Source organism: Arthrobacter sp. Leaf141, assembly GCF_001424565.1.
Classification (GTDB): Bacteria; Actinomycetota; Actinomycetes; order Actinomycetales; family Micrococcaceae; genus Arthrobacter.
Genome location: NZ_LMOL01000005.1, coordinates 583879 through 601424, shown reverse-complemented (window position 1 = coordinate 601424; position 17546 = coordinate 583879). Strand labels below are relative to the sequence as shown.

Below are 17546 nucleotides of genomic sequence, written 5' to 3'. Positions count from 1 at the left end.
GCTGGCTGGGCTGGCCCTGCTGCGGCTGGTTCGGTTGGCCCTGCTGGCCCTGCTGCGGCTGGCCCGGCTGGTAAGGCTGGTGCGGTTGCCCCGGCTGGTGGTTCTGCTGGTATGGCTGCTGGTAATCGCGCTGCGAGTACGCACCCTGGCCAGCGGCGGCGTCCGAGCGGGTCATGGGCAGCTGCTGCAGGAGCCGGCGGGCCTCGTGCGACGCTTCGGGTGCCACAATAACGTCATAGTTGGTGGCAACCACCTGGCTGGTGGAGGTGAAGTCCCGCTTGCCGCGCTGGGCTGCATACGTGACGATGCCGAACAGCATAAAGAAGGCGGCGCCCATCAGCACTGACGTGAGGATGGAGAAGTATCCGGGGGACGGGGCGAAGAAGGACAGCATCACCCCGACAAACAGGCCGAACCACATGCCGCTCAGGGCTCCGGACAGTGCCACCCTAGGGTAGCTGAGGCGCCCGGTGACACGTTCCACCATCTTTAGCTCATTGCCCACAATGGACACCATCTGGACCGGGAACTGCTGGTCGGCGAGGTAGTCCACTGCCTTCTGCGCATCCAGGTACGAGGTGTAGGAGCCAACGGTGTCGCCGGTGGGGACGGCCCGGGACTGGTCCAGGCCGTTCTGGCCACTTGCCTTGGGAGCGCCAAAAATGTTTGCCATACCCCCATTCTTGCCCATCAGCATGTGTGCTGCCTGTAAATTCAGCTAAAAGAGAGCAGACTCGGTAGCCTGTACGGGTGAGCACAACACCTACCCGCGTCTTTGTAGCGCGCCTTCTGGGACTCGACGTCTTCGACCCGCTGGGAGACCGGCTGGGGCGGCTGCGCGATGTTGTGGTGCTTTCCCGGGGAACCCAGGGTGCACCGCACGTGGTGGGCATCGTGGTGGAGGTCCCCGGCAAAAAACGCGTTTTTGTGCCCATGACGCGGATTACCTCCATTGACCAGACCCAGGTCATCTGCACCGGACTGGTCAATCTCCGCCGGTTTGAACAGCGCGGGGCCGAGACTCTGGTGGTCGCCGAGATGTTCGACCGCCGGGTCACCCTCCGGGACGGCAGCGGTGATGCCACCATCGAGGACATCGCCATGGACCAGCACCGGTCCAGGGACTGGTTCGTCAGCAAGCTCTTTGTGCGCCGCGGCCATTCCCTGTCCCCCTTGAGCCGGCTGCGTCGGAACGAGACCCTGATCATCGACTGGGCGGACGCGCTGCAAGGCGCCCACACCGAGCCCCAGGCCGCCACGCAGTTCGTGGCCAACCACGAAGACCTGAAACCGGCTGACTTCGCCGAGGCCCTTCAGGAGATGAGCGACAAGCGCCGCTTCGAGGTGGCCAGCGAACTGCAGGACGAGCGCCTGGCCGACGTCCTGCAGGAAATGCCGGAGGACGACCAAGTGGAGATCCTCTCCGCCCTGGACGTCCAGCGTGCCGCCGATGTGCTGGAAGAGATGGACCCGGACGACGCAGCTGACCTCCTTGGCGAGCTCCCCTCGGCCCAGGCCGAGGAACTGCTGCAGCTCATGGAACCCGAAGGCGCCGAAGATGTCCGTCGGCTCCTCGAATACGACGAGGACACCGCGGGCGGCCTGATGACGCCGGTTCCCGTGATCCTCCCGCCTGAAGCCACCGTGGCGGAAGCGCTTGCCCATGTCCGGCGCGAAGAGCTCTCCCCCGCACTGGCGTCGTCGATCTTTATTGCCCGGCCGCCGCTGGAGACACCCACCGGGCGTTTCCTGGGCGTGGTCCACATCCAGCAGTTGCTGCGGTTCCCGCCGTTTGAGCCCCTGGGCAACCTCGTGGACAAAAACCTGGAGCCGCTTTCCGACCAGGCCCACATCAGCGAAGTGGCCCGCACCCTGGCCACGTACAACCTCAATTCCCTCCCCGTGGTCAATGACGCCGGCCGGCTTGTGGGGGCGGTGACTGTTGATGACGTTTTGGATCATCTGTTGCCGGACGACTGGCGCGCCCATGATGGCGAAGCCCCGATAAGGAAGCTCGGTGGCCGCATTGGCTGACAGCAGTGCTCCGAAGAACCCCAACCAGCGCGGCAACGGCAAGGCTGCAGGCAAGGGAAGCCTCGACACCCCGTTGAGTGGCAGGCAACGGATCCTGCCTAAATTCTCGCCGGACCCGGATGCATTCGGCCACGCCACCGAAGGCTTTGCCCGGTTCATGGGGACGCCCCAGTTCCTGGTCTACATGACCGTCTTCTGTATCTTCTGGCTGGTGTGGAACTCCTTCGCTCCGGTGGACTGGCAGTTCGACTCCAAGGAACTCGGCTTCACGCTCCTCACGCTCATGCTCTCGCTGCAGGCCTCCTACGCTGCCCCGCTGCTGCTCCTGGCCCAGAACCGCCAGGACGACCGCGACCGTGTCTCGCTGCAGCAGGACCGCCAGCGTGCCGAGCGCAACCTCTCGGACACCGAGTACCTGACCCGGGAGCTGGCCTCCCTGCGGATCGCGCTGCGCGAGGTGGCCACCCGTGACTACGTCCGGGCGGAGCTGCGCTCCCTGCTTGAGGACATGCTGGAGGCGCAGGAGGAACTGCGCACCCACGACACCACCGGGCCGGGTCATCACGAAACACCGCGGGACAAGGTCAAGGAAAAGCTCAAGGAGAAGCGGGACCGGCAACGCAACCCGAAGACCCAGCAGATCCCCCGCGTCAAACCCAACCACTCCTCCCAGGACCGCTGACGCATGGACACCGAACATTCCCCGGGCGGCCCGCTGTCGGAGGCCGTCCAGCAGGCCCTGGCCGGCGTCATGGATCCGGAGCTCCGCCGCCCCATCACCGAGCTTGGCATGGTGGAGTCCGTCATCGTCTCCGCAGAAGGGCACGTTGACCTGGCGGTCCTGCTGACCATTGCGGGCTGCCCGCTCCGCGACACCATCACCAAGGACTCCGAACGCGCCCTGCTGGCCGTCCGCGGTGTCACCGGTGTCACCGTCACCCTGAACGTGATGGACCAGGCCCAGCGCGACGCCCTCAAGGAAAAACTCCGCGGCGCCGGCGGCCAACGCGGTATCCCGTTCAACGAGCCGGACTCGCTGACCAAGGTCTTCGCCGTGGCCAGCGGGAAGGGTGGCGTGGGTAAATCCTCTGTCACGGTCAACCTTGCCTGCTCCCTGGCGGCGCAGGGGCTCCGGGTAGGCATCGTGGACGCGGATGTGTACGGCTTCTCGGTGCCCGGCCTGATGGGCATCACCCAAACGCCCACGCGGGTGGATGACATGATCCTGCCGCCCGTCGCGTACGGCGTGAAGGTCATCTCCATCGGCATGTTCGTGACGGGCAACCAGCCGGTGGCCTGGCGCGGACCCATGCTGCACCGTGCCCTGGAACAGTTCCTGACGGACGTCTACTTTGGTGACCTGGATGTCCTTTTCCTGGACCTGCCGCCGGGTACCGGGGACATCGCCATCTCCGTGGCCCAGCTGCTGCCCACAGCGGAGATCCTGGTGGTCACCACCCCGCAGGCGGCAGCGGCGGACGTCGCCGAGCGCGCAGGCGCCATCGCCACCCAGACCGGCCAGAAAGTCGCCGGGGTCATCGAGAACATGTCCTACCTGGAGATGCCCGACGGCGGCAGGATGGAATTGTTCGGAAGCGGCGGCGGGGCGGTCCTCACCCAGCGGCTGAGTGCCGCCGTGGGAACCACGGTGCCGCTCCTGGGCCAGATCCCGCTGGACATCCAGCTCCGCGAGGGCGGGGATACGGGTGTTCCCATCGTCATCGGCCAACCCGGCACGCCTGCTGCTGCGGCGCTCTCCGGCATCGCCGGCTCACTGGCGGCCAAGCCGCGCGGGCTGGCCGGGTTGAAGCTCGGGCTGCAGCCGCGCTGACGGCCCCGCCCGCGGGGCCTAGGTTGCTTCGGTGTCGAACGGTGCGGCTTCGCCGGCCGGGAGGCGCGGCACCACGCGTTCGGGCCGCTGGGGTGCAGCGGCTGCGGCCCCTGCCACGGCGGCGACGGCGGCCGGCGCACCCGCGCTGACGGGCTTGGAGTCGTCGTCCATCAGGGCTTCCTTGATGATGCGGCGAGGGTCGTACTGGCGCGGGTCGTACTTCTTCCAATCGACCTCGTCGATGTCGATGCCGACTTCTTCCTTGATCTGCTCGCGGGCGCCGGAGGCCATGCGCCGGACTTCCTTCACCAGGTTGGCAAGCTTCTGGGTATATTCAGGGAGCCGCTGTGGACCGATCACCAGGATGCCAATGATCAGCAGGAGGAAAAACTCCGGGCCGTTGATTCCAAACACGTTAGGAAGATTACCCTTTCCGGGCTGCCAGCGGCGATTCCCGCCCGGCGGGGGCAGCAACCGCCCGCTTTACTGGGTCAAAAGGGTCACAATCCTGTTCAGTCCGCGCTGCAGCCGGTGGGCCAGGGACTCTCCCGCCACAGTACCCGACGCCGGCGCTTCCGCCGCGACACCCGCGCCGGCCTGCGCGCTGACGCGTTCCAGGATGGGCACGGCGTCATCGGCCTGCTCGGCGGGAAGGTCCGATTCGTAGGTGAACGTCCGGCCCTCGGCCCGGTAGGTCACGGACCAGGGCGAGGCGCTGCGGAGCTCCACGCCGTCCGCCGCGGTGCGCAGCGCGGCGGCGGACGAATGCTGCTCCGTCACGGTGGCGTAATGGATGCCGTCCGAAAGCCGGATCTCCACGGCAGGCTGCCCGTCGATTACCAGGGCCCGGGCCGATTCAAGGCGGAATCCCAGGCCGGCCAGTTCCGGGCATGCCCAGCCCTCGTCCCGGAGCAGGGCAAGCTGGCTGGCCGTGAGGGCACGGCCGTCCGCGGGCGTCCGGGCCGAAACATGGGACAGCGCAGCCGGGGAAGTGGAATCAGGCAGCGGCGAGCCGGAGACGGCCAGGGCACCCACGGCAAGGACCCCGGCGGCCGCCAAGGTTCCGCCTGCAGTCAATGCCACGGCACGTGCAAACCTGCGGGGCGGCTCAGGCTGTGCTGCCGGTTGCCGGGCAGCGAACTCGTGGGTCCGGGCCAGCAGGCGGGCTGTCAGGTCCTCGCTGGCCTGCGGAACAGGCGCATCGCGCAGCCGTTCGAGGTATTGGCGTTCCCTGCGCACAGCGCCGGCACAGTCGCTGCATTCCTGCAGGTGGCTGGCTGTCCGCTGGTGCCGGCCGGCAAAGGGATTGGGGGGCCTCATGCGCCGATCAGAGGATGCCGGCGATGCGCGGCAGGGACAGCTTCCGGCGGGCCTGCTGCGGGCGCGGGTCCCGGTGGGCCAGCTTTTCCCGGAGCATGGTGCGGCCGCGGTGGATCCTGGAACGCACGGTGCCCAGTTTGACGTCCAGCGCTGCGGCCACTTCGTCGTAGGACAACCCTTCGAGATCGCACAGCACCACGGCTGCGCGGAAGTCCGGCGGCAGGTCCTCAAGGGCAGCCTGCACATCGAGGTCAAGGTTGTTGAACTCGAAGCTTTGCTCGGGTCCGGGCTCACGGCCGGGAAGGCGGGACTCGGCGTCGTCCGACAGGGCGTCGAACCGGATCCTGGTCTTGCGCCGGGCCTGGTCGAGGAACAGGTTGGTGGTGATGCGGTGCAGCCAGCCGTCCAGGGTCCCGGGCTTGAAGTTTTCAAGGGACCGGAAGACGCGCACAAACACCTCCTGGGTGAGGTCTTCGGCATCGAACTTGTTGCCGGTCAGGCGGTAAGCGAGCCGGTATACCTTGGCGGAGTGGTTGGTAACCACTTCCTCCCAGGTGGGCCGGACCCATTCGACCTCAGGCTGGTGTACTGCAGGGACAGGTGCCACAACTGGTGATGACATCGTCCACTCCCCTCGTGGAATTACAAACGCCCGGATACTGTTGACATCTCTGATTCGGCGCCGATCACCTTTTGGATGAGCGGATATTCATCCTTTCAAACTTGGCTGGGAATTTCCTGATTGCGTCGTAACTTCAGCCTTGGGCGCAATGCCCGCCGGCACCGACGTTTCGGCCGGACACAGTAGGCTGTAAAAGACATTTCCCGCCCCGCCCAGAAAGCGAAATCCATGAGCGCCGACAAATCCAGCAGCTGGTCCTATGCAGAAGATCTGCCCGCTGAGGATGAGGTCATGCTGCGCGCCCGGGAACGCTCTTTTGAACTGGGTGTAGCGCCTATCGGACCGGGCGTCGGTGCTGTCCTGACCGTGCTGGCCGCCGCTTCCAAGGCCCAGACCGCCGTCGAGATCGGAACCGGCGCCGGCGTCTCCGGCGTCTGCCTGCTCCGGGGCCTCGGCAAGCAGGCAGTCCTGACCACCATCGACGTCGACGTTGAGCACCTCAGGGCGGCACGGGAGGCGTTTGCCGAGGCCGGCAGCCCGGCCAACAGGACCCGGACCATCTCCGGCCGCGCCGGCGACGTGCTGCCGCGCCTCACGGACGGCGCGTACGACCTCGTCTTCATCGACGCCGACAAGCCGGGACTCCCCGGCTATGTTGAGCAGGGCATCCGCCTCCTGAAGCGCTCCGGCCTGCTGATCATCAACGACGCCCTGGACAAGGACCGGGTGTCCAACCCGGCCGGCAGGGACGCCAACACGGTGGTGCTCCGCCAGGTGGGCCGCTCCATCCGCGACGACGACAGGCTGGCCTCGGCAATGCTGCCCACCGGCGACGGCCTCCTGGTGGCAGTCAAGAAATAGGACAGGGCCCGCAGCCCACGGGGCTGCGGACCCTGTCCGCTGGAACTGCTATTCGGTAACGCCCACCAGGCATTCCTTCAGGTTGGCCGCTTCTGCAGCGTTCAGTTCCACCACGAGTCGCCCGCCGCCTTCGAGCGGGACGCGCATGATAAGACTGCGGCCCTCCTTGGTGACTTCCATTGGGCCGTCGCCGGTGCGTGGTTTCATAGCCGCCATGAGGAATTCCCCTCCATTTTGTCCCAGGACTGATCAACCCGGTCGGGCTGTGTCCGCATGTCGAGCATGCTGCGATGCCGGAGAGTCAGTCCCCCGTCAAGGCTGCGCGTATTCTGAATGCTTTTGTCCTTGCTTGCTTATCATTATCCCGGAATTACCCGGCTGTAGCTAATCGATGGACATTTTCGTCCACCGGGTATTCGCAGCAGGCACACCGGGTGGCGCTTGGCGGCTACGGCGGATAATCCCCGCCGCCGGGCAGTTGCGCCCAGGCCCACAGCCACACGATCCACACCATCTGCAGGAGCAGGAACATCACCACCACGGTCCCGCGGTACGCCCGGGACCGGGACAGCAGCACCGCGCCGAGCGCCAGCGGGAACAGGGGCAGCAGCATCCGGAACGTGCTGGTCTGCGGGTGCAGGAACATCACCAGGTAGCCCATGTAGCAGGCACACCAGAGCCGGATTTCGGCGCCGAGCCGCACCACGGGCGGCAGGAACAGCATCGCACCGAAAAGGGCCACAAAAACAAATGGAGCCAGCAGGCCCAGGACAGGACCGAAAAGGTCGACGCCGGTGTCGAACCAAGGCTTGAAAGGCACCAGGTCGTGGCCGCGCCACACCGTTTCGGTACGGGTATACGCCTGGATGTCGCCGGTGGCCACCCACGCGGCTGCAGGCCATGCCAGCGCGGAAAGGCCGGCGACGGCGGTCAGTCCGGTAAGGGCGGCGAGGTCACCCCTGGAGTGCGCAGCCGGGGTTGCGGTTCCGTCCCGCTGGCTGCGCAAGTGTTCCATGAACCGGTACACCAGGAGCAGTCCCACCATGGCAGCGAACGGGACACCCACGGGCCGGGACAGGCACAGCAGCACCACCACCGGCATGGCCAGGAAGTAGCGGCGCCGGATCACCAGCAGCAGGGCGACGGCGAGGAGCAACAGGTTCAGTGGTTCGGCGTAGGGGACCTGCAGGACCGCCGACACCGGGAAAGCGGCGAAGAAGGCCACGCCCCACAACGCCGGCGCGTGCGCCGCCTTCTGCCGGAACAGCAGGTACACGGCCAGGGCCGCCCCCCACCCGGACAGCATGGCCACAACGGTGAGGGCGGCCGCGGGGCTCAGTCCCGTGAGCGTGCTGAGGCCACCGGCCAGCGCCGGGAAAAGCGGATAAAACGCCCACGTGTTTTCCTGGACATTGCCTGCAGCGTCGGTGGGCAGCACCGCCGGGTAGCCGTTGGCGATCACCTGGCCGTACCAGCGGGCGTCCCAGATGTTGATGAAGTTCCAGTAGTCGGGTTTGGGCGGGAACCACGGGTTGACGCCCTGATGCAGGGCTGCGGCCATAAAGATGCCTGCACTGACCAGGCGGGCGGCGAGGTAGATGGCCGAGGCCTGGACCCACCAGGGCCAGTTGCGCACCGCCGATCCGGTCCTGGCGGCGATGGACTGCGCCGAGGCGGTGAAGCCGGGGCGGCGCACTGCGGTGCTCACTGGCTGCCGGATTCCGCGGCTGGTGCGGCGGATTCCGGGGCCGGGGACCCGCCGTCGGCCGCCGACTCCAAGGCGAGCACCCGGGTCCGGAGCGCGGTCACCTCACGTTCCCTGGCAGCCAATTGGTCCCGCAGCTCGTCCAGGACCTGGTCCACCTGATCCATCCGGTAGCCGCGGAGCCCCAGCGAAAACCGCACCCGGTCCACGTCCTCCGGACGTGCCCGGGCCGGGAGCAGCACCGGCGGAAGGTTCGCGGCAGGCTGTTCGAAGCCGCCCTCAAGCAGGTCAGGAACCGGCCGTGCCGCCACCTTCCGGGCACGCCGGCCCACGCTGACCCACAGGACAGCACCAACAAGCGCGATCGCAACAAAAACCAGGAAAAAGCTCACCGTTCCATCGTGCCAGACCAGAGGGCTGCGCTACTCCGGGCGCTGCTCGCCGTTTGTGGCCGGAGAGACGGCCATGTGAAGCACATGGTCCACGGCTTCAGCAGGATCATCCACCACCTGGATCAGGTCCAGGTCCTTTTCGGACACCATGCCTTCGGCCACCAGGGTGCCCCGGATCCAGTCGACCATAGGGGACCAGAAGTCAACGCCGAGCAGCACGATGGGGAACGAGGTCACCTTTCGGGTTTGGACCAGCACCATTGCCTCAAAAAGTTCATCAAGGGTGCCCAGCCCGCCGGGAAGCACAATAAAGCCCTGCGCGTATTTCACAAACATGGTTTTGCGGGCAAAGAAGTAGCGGAAGTTGATCCCCAGGTCGACCCACTGGTTCAGGCCCTGCTCAAACGGCAGTTCGATGCCGAGGCCCACGGAGAGGCCTTTGCCCTCCACGGCACCCCGGTTGGCGGCTTCCATGGAGCCGGGCCCACCGCCGGTGATGACGGCCACGCCGGCTTCGGCCAGTTTCCGGCCCACTTCCACTCCCATCTCGTAATACGGGGTGCCGGGCTTGGTCCGGGCCGAGCCGAAAACGCTGACGGCTTTGCCAATGCCCGCCAGGGCGCCGAAGCCTTCAACAAACTCACTTTGGATCCGCAGCACGCGCCACGGATCGGTATGCACAAACTGGCCGGCGCCGGTGGTATCCAGCAGGTGCTGGTCGGACATATCCACGTGTGCCTGTTCACGGCGAAGTTCAAGGGGGCCTTTACGGCGCGGCTGGGAATTCTTGGCCGGATCTGCGTTGATGCTCATATCCCAAGGCTAACCTCAGGCGGGAGGTATCTCTTGAATCACGATCGGCGCGAACTTGGCGTGATTCGCATCATAAGGCCCGGTTGTTCGCTAGATTCTTTTTTATGACTACTCAAGTGCCCGGCGATTCGCTCGTCTCCCTGACGGCCGTCAATAAGCATTACGGCCAGCTGCACGTTCTCAAGGACATCAACCTCAACGTCCGCAAGGGCGAGGTTGTTGTGGTCATCGGGCCCTCCGGTTCCGGTAAGTCCACTCTTTGCCGCGCTATCAACCGCCTGGAAACCATCGAGGACGGCACCATTTCCATCGACGGGAAAGTCCTCCCCTCAGAAGGCAAGGAACTCGCGCAGCTCCGGGCCGACGTCGGAATGGTCTTCCAGTCGTTCAACCTGTTTGCACACAAAACCATCCTGGAAAACGTCACCCTGGGACCCATCAAGGTCAAGGGCGTGGCCAAGACCACCGCGGACAAGGACGCCATGGCGCTGCTGGAGCGGGTGGGCGTGGGCCATCAGGCGCCCAAGCTTCCCGCCCAGCTCTCCGGCGGCCAGCAGCAGCGCGTCGCAATTGCACGGGCTTTGGCAATGAAGCCGAAGGTCATGCTGTTCGACGAGCCCACGTCAGCCCTGGACCCGGAAATGATCAACGAGGTCCTGGACGTGATGGTCCAGCTCGCCAAGGAAGGCATGACCATGATCGTGGTCACGCACGAGATGGGCTTCGCCCGCAAGGCCGCCGACCGTGTGGTCTTTATGGCGGACGGCCAGATCGTCGAGGACGCCACTCCGGAAGAGTTCTTCACCAACCCCAAGAGTGACCGGGCCAAGGACTTCCTGTCCAAGCTCCTCACGCACTGATTTACGAACCTCAACTCTCAAGTTCGCATCCAGGCCGTAACCCACGGCCTTCAATGAAAGGAATGTCATGAAGGCATTTATGACCCGGCGGAAGTCACTCCTCGTGGCAGCTACCGCTGCCCTTGCACTCTCCCTGTCCGCTTGCGGCGACGGCGGCAGCACCGCCGGCAGTGACCCCACCGTGGCCGAAAAGCCCACGTTCGCCGCCGGCACCACCATGGAGAAGCTCGCCTCGGCCGGCAGCATCAAGATCGGTACCAAGTTCGACCAGCCGCTCTTCGGCCAGGTGGGCCTCGACGGCAAGCCGGTTGGCTTCGACGTGGAAATGGGCAAGCTGATTGCCGCCAAGCTGGGCATCGCTGCTGACAAAATCGAATGGTCCGAGACCGTCTCCGCCAACCGCGAGCCCTTCATCGAGCAGGGCAAGGTTGACCTGGTGATCGCCACGTACACGATCAACGACAAGCGCAAGCAGGTTGTCAGCTTCGCCGGACCGTACTACGAAGCCGGCCAGGCCCTGATGGTCAACAAGGACAACGACTCCATCAAGACCCCCGAAGACGTCAAGGGCAAAAAAGTCTGCTCCGTCACCGGTTCCACCCCCGCCGCCACGATCGTGGACAAGTACGGCGCTGAACTCGTTCCGGCAGCCACGTACTCCGCGTGCCTCGAGCCGCTGCGCAACAAGCAGGTTGAAGCGATCACCACGGACAACGTGATCCTGGCCGGTTTTGTGGACAAGGAGCCGGACGCTTTCAAGCTGGCCTCTGACGAGACCTTCACCAAGGAGCCCTACGGCATCGGCCTGAAGAAGGATGACACTGAGTTCCGTGGCTGGATCAACGACCAGCTCGAGGAATTCGGCAAGGACGGATCCTACAAGAAGGCTTGGGAGGCCACCGCCGGTTCGGTCATCAAGACCGCGCCCGAACTGCCTGAGATCAACCGCTACTAAGGCTCAACGGCAGTGCCGGGGCGCGCTTCGGCGGCCCGGCACTGCATTGCTCCCCCACCCTCCGCTTCTTGAGCCGAAGGATCATATGGACGTCATCATTGAAAGTCTGCCCCTGTACTGGGAGGGCTTTCTCCGCACCCTTTTCCTGTCAGCCGTCTCCGGGGTGATCGCGCTGGTACTGGGAACCCTCTTGGCAGCTGCCAGGGTCTCGCCCGTGGCTGCCCTCCGTGGCTTCAGCACTGTCTACGTGGAGATCCTCCGCAACACTCCGCTGACCATTGCCTTCTTCTTTGCCGCAATCGTGCTTCCCCGCCTGGGCGTCCAGTTCGCCCAGTTTGAGGTGGCGGCCATCATTGCCCTCAGCTCCTACACCGCGGCGTTCATCGCTGAAGCTGTCCGCTCCGGTGTCAACAGCGTGCCGGTAGGCCAGGCCGAAGCGGCCCGCAGTATCGGCATGAACTTCGGCCAGGTCCTGAACCTCATCATCCTCCCGCAGGCACTGCGGACGGTGATCCCGCCGTTGATCAACATCCTGATCGCCCTGGTGAAGAACTCCTCCGTGGCCGGCGCATTCTTCGTCCTGGAACTGTTCGGTTACGGCCGGCAGCTGGCCAACGCCAACGGTGACCAGGTCATCACGGTCCTGCTGGGCACAGCGTTCTTCTATCTCCTTCTCACCGTCCCGCTGGGCATCCTTGCCAGCACGGTGGAGCGAAAGGTGGCGATTGCCCGATGAGCTCGGTACTTTACGACGTTCCCGGCCCCAAGGCCCGCCGGATATCCCTGATCGGCTCCGTGGTGGGCGGCCTGGCAATCCTCGGGCTGCTGGCCTGGATCATCTTCACTTTGGGCCAGCAGGGCATCTTTGAGGGCCGGCGCTGGCAGATCTTCACCCGGGCGGACGTGTGGCGCCTGCTGGGCAACGGGTTGGGTGCAACACTGTCGGCCGCGGGGCTGGCCGCCGTCATTGCCTTCCCGTTAGGCCTGCTGCTGTGCCTGCTCCGGATCTCCGACCTCAAGGCCATCCGGATTCCCACCCGCGTTGTCCTTGAGTTCCTTCGCGGCATGCCCGTGGTCCTGATGATGCTGTTTATCCTCCTGGGCTTCGGCACATCGCAATTTATTGCGGTCGTTGCCGGCTTGGTGGTCTACAACGCCGCAGTCTTCGCGGAAATCATCCGGGCAGGCATCCAGTCCCTCCCCAAGGGCCAACGCGAAGCGGGCCTGGCCATCGGCCTGACCAGCTTCAAATCACGCATGCTGATCGAACTTCCGCAGGCTGTCCGCCGGATGATGCCGTCCCTGGTGGCGCAGCTGGTGGTCCTCCTGAAGGACACCTCGCTTGGCTACATCGTGGCCTACGGCGAATTGCTGCGGGCAGTCCAGCTCATGGCGGACGTCCTGGGACCGGCCTTCCTGTTCCCCGTGTTCTTCGTGGCCGCGGCAATGTACATCGCCATCAACATCGCCATCTCGCGGCTCGCCGTGTGGATCGAACGGCGCGGTTCCAAGAAAGCCGCCGGCGGCACAGCCAAGGCTGACCCGGTGGCTGTCGAGGCAGCTGCTCCCTAACCAGCGAAGAGAAATGGCCCGGATCGAACGATCCGGGCCATTTCTTTGCAGTGCGCCTAGCCCGCCAGCCAGTCCTGCAGCGCCTTGAGGCAGGTGCGGATGGCCTCCGCGTCCACGTGCTCATTGTCCTTGTGGGCCAGCAGCGGGTCTCCGGGGCCGAAGTTCACTGCCGGGATCCCCAGTTCGCTGAAACGGGCGACGTCGGTCCACCCGTATTTGGGCTTGGGTTCGGCTCCCACAGCGGCCACAAAGGAGGCGGCGGCCGGGTGGTTCAGTCCGGGCCTCGCTCCCGCCGCCGCGTCGGTCCGCACCACATCGAAACCGGCAAGCAACTCACGCACGTGGGCCTCCGCCTGGTCCGGGTCCTTGTCCGGGGCAAAGCGGTAGTTGATTTCCACCACGCATTTGTCCGGGATCACGTTGCCGGCGGTTCCGCCGTGGATCTTCACGGCGTTCAAGCTCTCGCGGTAGTCCAGGCCGTCCACGTTGACCGTCCGGGGCGCATAGTCCGCGAGCCGCGCCAAAATGGGAGCCGCGGCGTGGATGGCATTGCTGCCCATCCAGGCCCGCGCCGAGTGGGCGGACTCTCCCACTGTGGTGGCCTCGAACCGGCTGGTGCCGTTGCACCCACCCTCGACTGTGCCGTTGGTGGGCTCGAGAAGGATGGCGAAATCGCCATCCAGAAGGTCGCCGTGGTTCCGGACCAGCCGGCCCAGGCCGCTTTTGACCGCTTCCACTTCCTCATGGTCGTAAAACACAAAGGTGACGTCGCGCGCAGGCTCCGCACCGCCGTCGAACATGCCTGCGGCGAGTGCCAGCTGGACCGCAACCCCGCCCTTCATGTCCGTGGCACCCCGGCCGTACAGCACCCCTTCGCCGGGCACGCCGGATTCCCAGGTGGAGGGCACGGTGCCTTTGGAACCAGCCACCAGCGGCAGGGGCACAGTGTCCAGGTGGCCGGCCAGGATGACCCGTTCGGATCGGCCCAGCTCCGTCCGGGCGATCAGGGCGTCCCCGTCGCGGACAACGCTGAGCTGCGGAATGGCCAGCAACGCCTGCTCCACGGCGTCGGCGAGCTCCTTTTCGTTGCCGGAGACACTGTCGATGTCCATGATGGCGGCGGTCAGCTGCGCCACATCCTGCCTGAGATCAAGCCGTGCGGGCGCCTGGACGGCATCCGTTTCCAGGCTTGCGGCGGCGGGAGGGGGCTCGGGGGAGGTTAGGGCAGTCACGAAGCCAGTCTAGTTCGAAGCCGGTGCCTGCCCTCGTTAGACTGGAAGGCATGACTGAGACTGCCGCTTCCGCTGTGCCCGAAACCTCGACCACCGCCGCCGGAGAGCGTTCCGCATACGGCTTCGGCGTGGCCACCATCGCCACGGCCAACGGATCCGCCACCGTACTGGACGCCTGGTTCCCCGCCCCCGCCCTGGGCGTCGCTGCGGAGAACCTCCGCGCCGTCGAGAATGCCGACGAAGCCCTGACCCTGATCGCCGAAAGCGGCGACGACGCCGACCGCGGCACCGAGCAGAAGGTGGTGTTCGTCCAGATCGACCTGGACGCAGCGCCGGCCGACACCGTCGATGCCTACCTCCGGCTCCACCTCCTTTCACACCGCCTGGTGCAGCCCAACAGCATCAACCTGGACGGCATCTTCGGCAAACTGCCCAACGTGGTGTGGACCAACTTCGGCCCCGCCGCCGTGGACGGCTTTGAACTCACCCGCGCCCGGCTCCGCAAGCGCGGCGCTGTCACCGTTTACGGGGTGGACAAGTTCCCACGCATGGTTGACTATGTGGTCCCCACCGGTGTGCGGATTGCCGACGCCGACCGGGTCCGCCTGGGCGCGCACCTGGCCGAAGGCACCACGGTGATGCACGAAGGCTTCGTCAACTTCAACGCCGGCACCCTGGGCACCTCGATGGTGGAAGGCCGGATCTCGGCCGGTGTGGTCACCGGCAACGGCAGCGACGTGGGCGGTGGCGCGTCCATCATGGGCATGCTGTCCGGCGGCGGCAAGGAACGGATCACCATCGGCGAGCGGGTGTTGCTTGGGGCCAACTCCGGCGTGGGCATCAGCATCGGCGACGACTCCGTGGTTGAAGCAGGCCTCTACGTCACCGCCGGTACCCGCGTCCGCGTGGTGGGACCCAAGGACGCCGACGGCGAAGACACCACCAAGGTGGTTAAGGCCGCCGAGCTCTCCGGCGTGCCGAACCTGCTGTTCCGCCGGAACTCCACCAGCGGCGCCGTGGAGGTCCTGGCCCGCAAGGGACAGACAGTGGAACTGAACACCGCCCTGCACGCCAACTGATTCCCCGGTGGCACGAAGACGCGGCCTGCGCCGCCTCGCAGTACTCCTGCTGGCTGTGGCGCTTGTGGCCGGCGGAATCTACGCCGCCGTCTTCTTTGTACAGCGTTCCGAAACCCTCGTTTCGGAACGCTGTACGGCCGAGGCCGGTGGGAGGACTGCCGAACTCGCGCCGGACCAGGCGCTGCACGCGTCCCTGATCACCGCCGTCGCCGTCCGCCGCGGGCTGCCGGCCCGTGCCGCCAGCATCGCCCTTGCCACGGCCATGCAGGAATCAAAACTGCGCAACATCGACCACGGCGACCAGGCCGGCCCCGACTCCCGGGGGTTGTTCCAGCAGCGGCCCTCCCAGGGCTGGGGCACCGAGGCGCAGGTCATGGACCCGTACTACGCGGCCAACGCGTTTTACGACGCGCTGGTGAAGATCCCCGGCTACGAGACCCTGGAAATCACCGACGCCGCCCAGCGGGTCCAGCGCTCGGCCTTTCCCACCGCCTACGCCCAGCACGAGGACATGGGCCGGTCCTTCGCGTCAGGGCTGACCGGCCAGACACCCGAAGCCGTGCAGTGCACCCTTCGCTCCGTTGATGAGGCCGGGGATCCTGCGGAACTGGCCGCCGAACTGGAGCGTGCCTACGGGCCGCTGGGCGCCGCCGTCGACGGCCTGACCGTGACGGTACCCGCCGGCGGAAGCCAGGCATGGTCAGTGGCGCAGTGGGCGGTGGCCAATGCCAAGGGTATGGCCGTGGTCCGGGTGGACGTGGCCGGCCGAAGCTGGACGCGGGAGAACCAGGCCGGGTGGGCGGACTCCCCCGGAACCGACGGCGAAGTCCGCATCACGGTGGCCCCGGCGGACTGAGCCGGCTTATCACGCTGGGTCAGACCAACATCTCCACGACAGGCTGCACGTAGCTCCGGAACAGTTCCGGCTGGCCCATCAGCCCGTGGCTCATGATGATTTTGTCCGGCTCCAGGTACCAGGCCCGCTGCTCATTGAGAGGAAGCTCGATGATGGTCAGCGAAAAGTCCCGGGCGTCGCGACCCACCTCCATCAGCCTGTCGTCCACCAGGTCGGCGATCAGTTGGTCCGATCCGCTGGCGGCACGCTCGGCCTCAAGCTCGGCATATTCGCTCCGGCGCTCCCGGGCCCAGGTCAGAGCCGCACCGAAGTGCGCCTGGAGCACGCGCTGCAGGGCAGGGGAATTGCCGAACGCTTCGAATTCGGGCGGCGACAACTCCGGCGAGGGGTGCGGGTGGGCCTTCAGGAGCTGCTCCCACCAGGCTTCCCATTCGGTCTTGAGGGCGCTGATGCCGCCTACCTCGGCGGTGAGGTGTGTGTGGTCAGCCCGCCGGATCTTCGGTGCCGCATGGGACAGCGCCGGGGAGCCTGCGCCATCGAGCCCGGCGGTGTCCCGGACATACAGCGCGATGATCATCGGCCCGGACGTATCCGTGCTGATCTGCCACCCTGACCCGCTTGCGTGATGCATTCAAAGTCCTTCCCTGGCGTGCCCGTGCCGGGCCTGGTGCGCCAGCCCGGTGTCCCCTGGCTACAGTCTATTCCCGCGTGCTTCCGGCGGAAGTGCCGTTCACGCCTGCAGCCCGTCGAGGTGGCGTTCGAGCACGTCGGCGCACATTGCCGCGGTCATCCACTCGGGTTGCAGCAGTGCGTGCAGGCACAGCCCGTCCAGTGTTGCCAGCAGCCGTTCCGCCTCCACTACGAGGAGTTCGTCGGGGCAGTCCGCCGGCAGCAGCGTGGCCACCACCTGCCCCACCACTGCTGCCACTTCCCGGTGGCTGCGCCCTGCCATCGGAGCGAGGAAGGGCCGGATCCTGGCGGCGTTACGGAAGGCAATCCACGCGCAGAGATCCACGGCGCGTTCCTCGTCCAGGGCCAGGAGTCCGCCCAGCAGGGTTAAGACTGCCGAGCGCTGGCCGGGGGTTCCGGCGGGTTCCCGGAGCAGGTCCGGCAGCGCAGCTGCCAGGCGGCCCACCACCCGGTCCACCACGGTACCGAAGGAATACTCGAGCAGTTCTTCGCTGCCGGCAAAGTAGTGCCGGACCGATCCGACGGCCAGGCCCGCCTCATCCGCTACTTCCCGGAGGGATGCCCGTTCCAGACCGTCCACGGCGATGATCCGAAGGACCGCTTCCACAACGTCAAGGCGGCGGGCATCGGCATCTACGATTTTTGGCACCCCTTTTATTTAGCACACATGTGCCCAATAATCCGGGGACCCGCCGGGCGTGACCGGCATCCGGAACGCGGCGGT

Annotated in this window: 21 protein-coding genes; 10 read left to right on the top strand and 11 right to left on the bottom strand. The window is 66.0% G+C overall.

Annotated elements, in window-relative coordinates:
• The coding region (locus tag ASF72_RS19960; protein ID WP_235504655.1) for a general stress protein at positions 1–673 on the bottom strand (673 nt) is incomplete at its 3' end.
• 77 nt (positions 674–750) lie between these two features.
• Here ASF72_RS19960 and ASF72_RS05340 point away from each other — a divergent pair.
• From ASF72_RS05340 to ASF72_RS05330, 3 genes are read left to right on the top strand one after another with little or no spacing between them, the layout of a single operon-like run.
• Positions 751–2034, top strand: coding sequence for a magnesium transporter MgtE N-terminal domain-containing protein (locus ASF72_RS05340; protein WP_050685903.1), 1284 nt, complete (start codon positions 751–753; stop codon positions 2032–2034).
• Positions 2018–2716: a DUF1003 domain-containing protein gene (locus ASF72_RS05335; RefSeq protein ID WP_050685901.1), complete on the top strand. Its 699-nt coding sequence runs from the start codon at positions 2018–2020 to the stop codon at positions 2714–2716. The genes ASF72_RS05340 and ASF72_RS05335 overlap by 17 nt, the downstream gene beginning before the upstream one ends.
• Positions 2717–2719: 3 nt before the next feature.
• Positions 2720–3865: an Mrp/NBP35 family ATP-binding protein gene (locus tag ASF72_RS05330; RefSeq protein WP_056597093.1), complete on the top strand. Its 1146-nt coding sequence runs from the start codon at positions 2720–2722 to the stop codon at positions 3863–3865.
• An 18-nt stretch (positions 3866–3883) separates the two neighbouring features.
• Here the strand turns inward: ASF72_RS05330 and ASF72_RS05325 are convergent, their stop codons facing one another.
• The 3 genes from ASF72_RS05325 to sigE all read right to left on the bottom strand — a co-directional run bounded on the left by ASF72_RS05325 (position 3884) and on the right by sigE (position 5807).
• On the bottom strand, positions 3884–4279 hold the full coding sequence (locus ASF72_RS05325) for a preprotein translocase subunit TatA (protein ID WP_050685897.1): 396 nt from the start codon (positions 4277–4279) through the stop codon (positions 3884–3886).
• Between the two features lie 69 nt (positions 4280–4348).
• The gene (locus ASF72_RS05320) at positions 4349–5185 is read right to left on the bottom strand and encodes a hypothetical protein (protein ID WP_056597091.1); all 837 of its coding nucleotides are present in this window, start codon (positions 5183–5185) and stop codon (positions 4349–4351) included.
• 7 nt (positions 5186–5192) lie between these two features.
• Entirely contained in the window at positions 5193–5807 is a 615-nt protein-coding gene (gene sigE, locus ASF72_RS05315; protein ID WP_050685895.1) for an RNA polymerase sigma factor SigE, read from the bottom strand.
• Between the two features lie 228 nt (positions 5808–6035).
• Here sigE and ASF72_RS05310 point away from each other — a divergent pair, with 228 nt between their 5' ends.
• Positions 6036–6668 (top strand): O-methyltransferase, encoded by a 633-nt coding sequence (locus tag ASF72_RS05310; RefSeq protein WP_050685894.1) that lies wholly within the window; start codon positions 6036–6038, stop codon positions 6666–6668.
• A 48-nt stretch (positions 6669–6716) separates the two neighbouring features.
• On the opposite strand, the gene ASF72_RS19955 is transcribed toward ASF72_RS05310, so the two are convergent.
• The 4 genes from ASF72_RS19955 to ASF72_RS05295 all read right to left on the bottom strand — a co-directional run bounded on the left by ASF72_RS19955 (position 6717) and on the right by ASF72_RS05295 (position 9578).
• Positions 6717–6884 carry a DUF3117 domain-containing protein gene (locus tag ASF72_RS19955; protein ID WP_009357720.1) on the bottom strand — a complete coding sequence of 56 codons (168 nt, stop codon included), beginning with the start codon at positions 6882–6884 and terminating at the stop codon, positions 6717–6719.
• Between the two features lie 232 nt (positions 6885–7116).
• A complete protein-coding gene (locus tag ASF72_RS05305) occupies positions 7117–8376 on the bottom strand; it encodes a hypothetical protein (protein ID WP_056597088.1) in 1260 nt (419 codons plus the stop codon).
• Entirely contained in the window at positions 8373–8765 is a 393-nt protein-coding gene (locus ASF72_RS05300) for a DivIVA domain-containing protein (RefSeq protein ID WP_056597086.1), read from the bottom strand. The genes ASF72_RS05305 and ASF72_RS05300 overlap by 4 nt, the downstream gene beginning before the upstream one ends.
• Positions 8766–8795: 30 nt before the next feature.
• Complete coding sequence (locus tag ASF72_RS05295; RefSeq protein WP_050685891.1) at positions 8796–9578, bottom strand: TIGR00730 family Rossman fold protein; 783 nt, start codon at positions 9576–9578, stop codon at positions 8796–8798.
• 104 nt (positions 9579–9682) lie between these two features.
• Here ASF72_RS05295 and ASF72_RS05290 point away from each other — a divergent pair, with 104 nt between their 5' ends.
• The 4 genes from ASF72_RS05290 (at position 9683) to ASF72_RS05275 (ending at position 12965) form a co-directional block, all read left to right on the top strand.
• Positions 9683–10438 (top strand): amino acid ABC transporter ATP-binding protein, encoded by a 756-nt coding sequence (locus ASF72_RS05290; protein WP_056597084.1) that lies wholly within the window; start codon positions 9683–9685, stop codon positions 10436–10438.
• A 67-nt stretch (positions 10439–10505) separates the two neighbouring features.
• Positions 10506–11393 carry a glutamate ABC transporter substrate-binding protein gene (locus tag ASF72_RS05285; RefSeq protein WP_050685889.1) on the top strand — a complete coding sequence of 296 codons (888 nt, stop codon included), beginning with the start codon at positions 10506–10508 and terminating at the stop codon, positions 11391–11393.
• Between the two features lie 85 nt (positions 11394–11478).
• A complete protein-coding gene (locus ASF72_RS05280) occupies positions 11479–12129 on the top strand; it encodes an amino acid ABC transporter permease (RefSeq protein ID WP_050685887.1) in 651 nt (216 codons plus the stop codon).
• Positions 12126–12965: an amino acid ABC transporter permease gene (locus tag ASF72_RS05275; RefSeq protein ID WP_050685885.1), complete on the top strand. Its 840-nt coding sequence runs from the start codon at positions 12126–12128 to the stop codon at positions 12963–12965. The genes ASF72_RS05280 and ASF72_RS05275 overlap by 4 nt, the downstream gene beginning before the upstream one ends.
• 56 nt (positions 12966–13021) lie before the next feature.
• Here the strand turns inward: ASF72_RS05275 and dapE are convergent, their stop codons facing one another.
• Positions 13022–14152, bottom strand: a complete 1131-nt coding sequence (dapE, locus tag ASF72_RS05270; protein WP_056597467.1) for a succinyl-diaminopimelate desuccinylase — start codon at positions 14150–14152, stop codon at positions 13022–13024.
• Between the two features lie 95 nt (positions 14153–14247).
• Between dapE and dapD the strand changes: the two genes are divergently transcribed.
• Positions 14248–15276, top strand: a complete 1029-nt coding sequence (gene dapD / locus ASF72_RS05265; RefSeq protein WP_050685884.1) for a 2,3,4,5-tetrahydropyridine-2,6-dicarboxylate N-succinyltransferase — start codon at positions 14248–14250, stop codon at positions 15274–15276.
• A gap of 7 nt (positions 15277–15283) precedes the next feature.
• Positions 15284–16132 (top strand): hypothetical protein, encoded by an 849-nt coding sequence (locus tag ASF72_RS05260; protein ID WP_050685882.1) that lies wholly within the window; start codon positions 15284–15286, stop codon positions 16130–16132.
• Positions 16133–16151: 19 nt separating this feature from the next.
• On the opposite strand, the gene ASF72_RS05255 is transcribed toward ASF72_RS05260, so the two are convergent.
• On the bottom strand, positions 16152–16763 hold the full coding sequence (locus tag ASF72_RS05255) for a hypothetical protein (protein ID WP_050685880.1): 612 nt from the start codon (positions 16761–16763) through the stop codon (positions 16152–16154).
• A 99-nt stretch (positions 16764–16862) separates the two neighbouring features.
• A complete protein-coding gene (locus tag ASF72_RS05250; RefSeq protein WP_050685878.1) occupies positions 16863–17471 on the bottom strand; it encodes a TetR/AcrR family transcriptional regulator in 609 nt (202 codons plus the stop codon).
• Positions 17472–17546: the final 75 nt, after the last annotated feature.